This is a genomic window from Rhizobium sp. P2_G2 (genome assembly GCF_056403555.1).
Map to the genome: position 1 here is coordinate 1 of NZ_JBFUFF010000205.1, position 5210 is coordinate 5210.

Consider the following 5210-nt stretch of genomic DNA (forward strand, 5'->3'; position numbering starts at 1 on the left):
CCCAGAAACAACATCCCTGCTATCCCCGGTCAAAGCATGCTCACCAATGTCTTGGTAGTCTGCTCTCTATCTAGTCTCCAGCGCCACAGTCTTAACCGTTTTGCAGGAGCGAGCTCGTTGGCCGCCAGAAGCAACCGCCGCCCCGTTCGATGTGCGGGTTATAAGGGGGAGGCCTCAGAGTGTCAAACGCTTTTTTCGAGTTTTGTGAAGTTTTTTTGAAAGCCCGAGATTTCCAATCGGTTGCGGTGCGATATTTTGAAAAGGGTCGGTTTGCGACGCACAAAATTGCCGATCTGCCGCCAGTTTTTCACATTTAGAGCCGAATCCATCCGGATCGGATCGCGCCGGCCAGGCAAGTTTGACTCACGCGCGATTATATTGCACTCATGGCGGCTCTTGAGGGGCGGACATTCGGGACCGGACAATTGATCCATGCATGACGCGAGAATCATCCGGTCACTCGGAGAAAAGCCACCGATCCTGGCAGAAGGACGGCGCACGCCTGACCGGCGCGAGGTTTCGCTGCGCTGGCTCTCAGGCACATTCCTGACCGGCATCACCAGTTCCATTCTCATGGGTGTCGCACTGTTTGCCGCGCTCGAAGGCCGCGAACTGCTGACCATTCCGGCCGAAGCGTCCGCCATGGGCCGCGCGGATACCAAGGATGATGCGATCGACACCGTGCAGAAGGGTGGCAGGTTGATCACCTCCACCGTCGCCGCCAAGCCGTCCGACAGGCAGGTCATGGATGTGCCGACTGTCGTCGCCGATGGCGACAAGCAGGTGGTGCGCAAGCAGCCCTTTGCTCTGGTGAAGATGGCGCTCGCCGCCAACTATTCGAGTGAAACCGATTATCCGGCCTTCGACCCGCTGAATATCGTCTCCTCCGAGGCCGACAAGCCGGGCGCCGCAGCCCCCTCCCCCGTCTTCTACGGCTCCGACGTCGAATCGGAGGTGTCGTTGAAGGTGATCGATTTCCCAGCGACCACCTCCCCCTTCCCGCTTGGACCATCGATGACCTATGACGAGGTCGAGGAGAATGTCCGAACCAACGGATCGCTTCTGACCTCCGACGACAGCCAGGTCGCGACGCTCTCCTATGTCGACCCGCAGCGCTTCGCTTCCGACACCGACACGATCGACGTTCTGGGCAAGCTCTCGGCCAAGGTGGTCGAAGAGAACACCACGGTCGCTATGCCGAGCTTCGTGACGCAGAAAACGCCGGAATATGCCGATGATGTCATTCCCGTGCGGACGGCGGCAACGCTAAGCTCGGTGCTGGTCGCCGCCGGTTATGCCAAGGGGCCGGTCAAGGATATCGAGGATTATCTCTCGTCCGCTGTGCAAAAGGACCAACTCGCCGAAGGCGACGTGGTGCGCGTCGGCGTCGTCCAGGAAGGCGAGAAGGCGCGCATCGTCCGCGTCAGCCTCTATTCGCACGGCGTCCACCAGTTGACCGTGGCGGCCGACGACAAGGGAAAGCTGGTGACGGGCACCGAACCGCCGGCGCTCGCCGCCGTCCAGACCGCTTTCGATGACAATTCCGCTCAGGTTGCCGACAACGACGATCTGCCACGGGTCTATGACGGCATTTATCGCGCCAGTCTTTCCTACGGCATGAGCAAGGATATGATCGCCAATGTGATCCGGCTGCTTTCCAGCAATGTCGACTTCCAGGCGCAGCTGAAACCGACCGACAAGCTCGAAGCCTTCTATTCCGTCGAAGACGAGACCGGCGAGGCGACCAAGGATTCCGAACTGCTCTACATCCACGCCAAGTTCGGCGATACCGACACGAAGCTCTACCGTTTCCAGGACCAGACCGACATGTCGGTCGATTATTATGACCAGAACGGCAAGAGCCTGAAGCAGTTCCTGATACGTAACCCGGTGCCCGGCGCGGTGTTCAGGTCCGGTTTCGGCATGCGCCGGCATCCGATCCTTGGCTATATGCGCATGCATACCGGCGTCGACTGGGCTGCCCCGAAGGGCTCGCCGATCATCGCCGCCGGCGACGGCACCGTCATCAAGGCCGGCTGGGACAAGGGCGGCTATGGCAACCAGACGCTGATCCAGCATCCAAACGGCTATGTCACGTCCTATAATCACCAGGCGGCGATCGCCAAGGAAGTGGTGCCCGGCGCCCATGTCCACCAGGGACAGATCATCGGCTGGGTCGGCACGACGGGCGAATCAACCGGCCCGCACCTGCATTACGAGGTGATCGTCAACGGCAACCGCGTCGATCCACAGCGCATCCGCCTGCCGGCCGGCAAGGCATTGAAGGGCGACGAGCTCGCCAAATTCGAGCAGGAGCGCAAGCGCATCGACGACCTGATCGACAAGGGCGAAACCAGGGTCGCCAGCCAGTAGTTCACCATTGAAGCTCAGACGAAACCGGCGGCCAAAGGCCGCCGTTCGTATTCGATAGCGCTTGCCTACGCCGCCTGCTTCTCGGTGCTGCGCGCCTTGAACAGCAGCCGGTCGGAGCCGGACGAGACATGGATGCGCGATCCATCCGGGAAATCGCCGGAAAGAATACGCTCCGACAGCGGATCCTGCACGTAGCGCTGGATCGCCCGCTTCAGCGGCCGGGCGCCATAGACAGGATCATAGCCCTTGTCGGCCAGCCAGCTGCGGGCATCTTCGCCAAGTTCGAGCTCGATCTTGCGATCGGCCAAAAGCTTTGCGAGGCGCGTCAGCTGAATATCGACGATCGCGCCCATCTCGCTGCGCCGCAGGCGATGGAACAGGATGATCTCGTCGACGCGGTTGAGGAATTCCGGCCGGAAGGCCGCCTTCACCACATCCATCACCTGGTCGCGCACCTTGTCGCTGTCCTCGTCATCGGCGAGCCGGACCAGATATTCGGCACCGAGATTGGAGGTCATGACGATCAGGGTGTTCTTGAAGTCCACCGTACGGCCCTGGCCATCGGTCAGGCGGCCGTCATCGAGAACCTGCAGGAGCACGTTGAACACATCCGGATGCGCCTTCTCGACTTCGTCGAACAGCACGATCTGGTAGGGCCGGCGCCGAACTGCCTCGGTGAGCGCCCCGCCCTCGTCATAACCGACATAGCCCGGAGGGGCGCCGATCAGCCGCGAAACGGAGTGCTTCTCCATATATTCCGACATGTCCATGCGCGTGATCGCCTGCTCGTCATCGAACAGGAAGCGAGCCAGCGCCTTGGTCAACTCCGTCTTGCCGACACCGGTCGGGCCGAGGAAGATGAACGAGCCGATCGGCCGGTTCGGATCCTGCAGGCCGGCGCGGGCGCGGCGGACGGCGCGCGACACGGCCTGAACCGCATCACCCTGACCGACGACCGACTTCGCCAACTCGTCTTCCATCCGCAGCAGCTTGTCGCGTTCGCCTTCGAGCATCTTGTCGACCGGAATGCCGGTCCAGCGCGAGACGATATGGGCGATATGGTCAGGCGTGACCACTTCCTGCACCATGGCGGCGCCTCGGCCATCGCTCGATTCCGCGTCGGTGAGCTGCTTTTCCAAAGCCGGGATCGTGCCATAGGCCAGTTCGCCGGCCCTTTGGTATTCACCCTTGCGCTGCGCGATCGCCAACTCGTTGCGGGCGTCGTCGAGCATCTTCTTCAAATCCGCGGCGAGGCCGAGCTTCTGCTTTTCCGCCTGCCAGCGGGCCGTCAGCGCATCCGCCTGCTCCTCGAACGAGGCGAGGTCGGCTTCGAGCTTTTCGAGCCGATCTCTGGACGCCGTGTCGGTTTCCTTCTTCAGCGCCTCGCGCTCGATCTTCAGCTGGATGATGCGGCGATCGAGTTCGTCGAGCTCTTCCGGCTTGGAATCGACCTGCATGCGCAGCCGCGAGGCGGCCTCGTCCATCAGGTCGATCGCCTTGTCCGGCAGGAACCGGTCGGCAATGTAACGGTTGGACAGCGTGGCTGCGGCCACCAGTGCAGAGTCTGAAATCCGTACCTTATGATGCTGCTCGTACTTTTCCTTGAGGCCGCGCAGGATCGAGATCGTGTCGTCGACCTTCGGCTCGTCGACGAAGACCGGCTGGAAACGCCGGGCAAGTGCCGCGTCCTTCTCGACATGCTTGCGGTATTCGTCGAGCGTCGTGGCACCCACGCAATGCAATTCGCCACGCGCCAGCGCCGGCTTCAAGAGGTTGGACGCATCCATAGCGCCATCCGCCTTGCCCGCGCCGACCAGCGTATGCATCTCGTCGATGAACAGGATGACTTCGCCATTCTCCGCCTGGACCTCGCTGAGCACGGATTTCAGCCGCTCCTCGAATTCACCGCGGAATTTGGCGCCGGCAATCAAGGCGCCCATATCGAGCGCCATCAGCTTCTTGTCCTTCAGCGATTCCGGCACGTCGCCATTGACGATCCGGAGCGCCAGGCCTTCGGCAATGGCGGTCTTTCCGACGCCGGGCTCACCGATCAGCACCGGATTGTTCTTGGTGCGGCGGGAAAGGACCTGGATCGTGCGGCGGATTTCGTCGTCCCGGCCGATCACCGGATCGAGCCTGCCCTCGCGAGCCTCGGCAGTGAGGTCACGGGCATATTTCTTCAGCGCGTCAAAACCAGCCTCCGCATTGGCGCTGTTTGCCGTGCGGCCCTTGCGGATCTCGTTGATCACCTGGTTCAGCGCCTGCGGATTGACGCCGGCCTTCTTCAGTGAGTCGGCAGTGGTCGCGCTCGGCTCCAAAGCCAGGGCAATCAGCAGCCGTTCGACCGTGACAAAGCTGTCGCCGGCCTTCTTGGCCTGTTCCTCGGCATTGTTGAAGATGCGCGCCAAGGGCTGGGCAAGCGAAAGCTGGCCGTTGCCGCCAGACGTCTTCGGCAGCTTCTTCAACGCTTCGTCATTCGCCAGCCGGGCGACTTTGGAATCGCCTCCGGCGCGATCGATCAGCGACGCAGCCATGCCCTGATTGTCATCGAGCAGTGCCTTGAGCACATGTTCGGCGGTGAATTGCGGATTGCCTTCACCGACCGCATAAGTCTGCGCGTTCTGCAGGAAACCGCGAACGCGTTCGGAATATTTCTCTAAATTCATAATGTCTCCGTTTCTCGCCCCGCCCCTAAGGCACGGACCGAAGTATCAGGATTCAGCTCCCGTATCGGGTTTCCTGCAGAACGCGCAGACTTATGCGGTCGGTGAAGGCAATCCGCAATTCACCGCCGAACATGTGCTCAAGGCACTGCTCGATGACAATCAGGGCATGGC

3 protein-coding genes are annotated in these 5210 nt (G+C 61.4%); 2 read left to right on the forward strand and 1 reads right to left on the reverse strand.

Going from position 1 to position 5210, the window contains the following annotated elements:
* Positions 1-432: 432 nt before the first annotated feature.
* Positions 433-2373, forward strand: coding sequence for a M23 family metallopeptidase (locus AC1D06_RS41735; RefSeq protein ID WP_477991359.1), 1941 nt, complete (start codon positions 433-435; stop codon positions 2371-2373).
* Positions 2374-2438: 65 nt separating this feature from the next.
* Here AC1D06_RS41735 and clpB read toward each other — a convergent pair whose 3' ends face one another.
* Complete coding sequence (gene clpB / locus AC1D06_RS41740) at positions 2439-5039, reverse strand: ATP-dependent chaperone ClpB (RefSeq protein WP_477991360.1); 2601 nt, start codon at positions 5037-5039, stop codon at positions 2439-2441.
* Position 5040: 1 nt separating this feature from the next.
* On the opposite strand from clpB, the gene AC1D06_RS41745 reads away from it, so the two are divergent.
* A partial coding sequence (locus AC1D06_RS41745; protein ID WP_477991362.1) for a Clp protease N-terminal domain-containing protein occupies positions 5041-5210 on the forward strand: 170 nt, incomplete at its 3' end.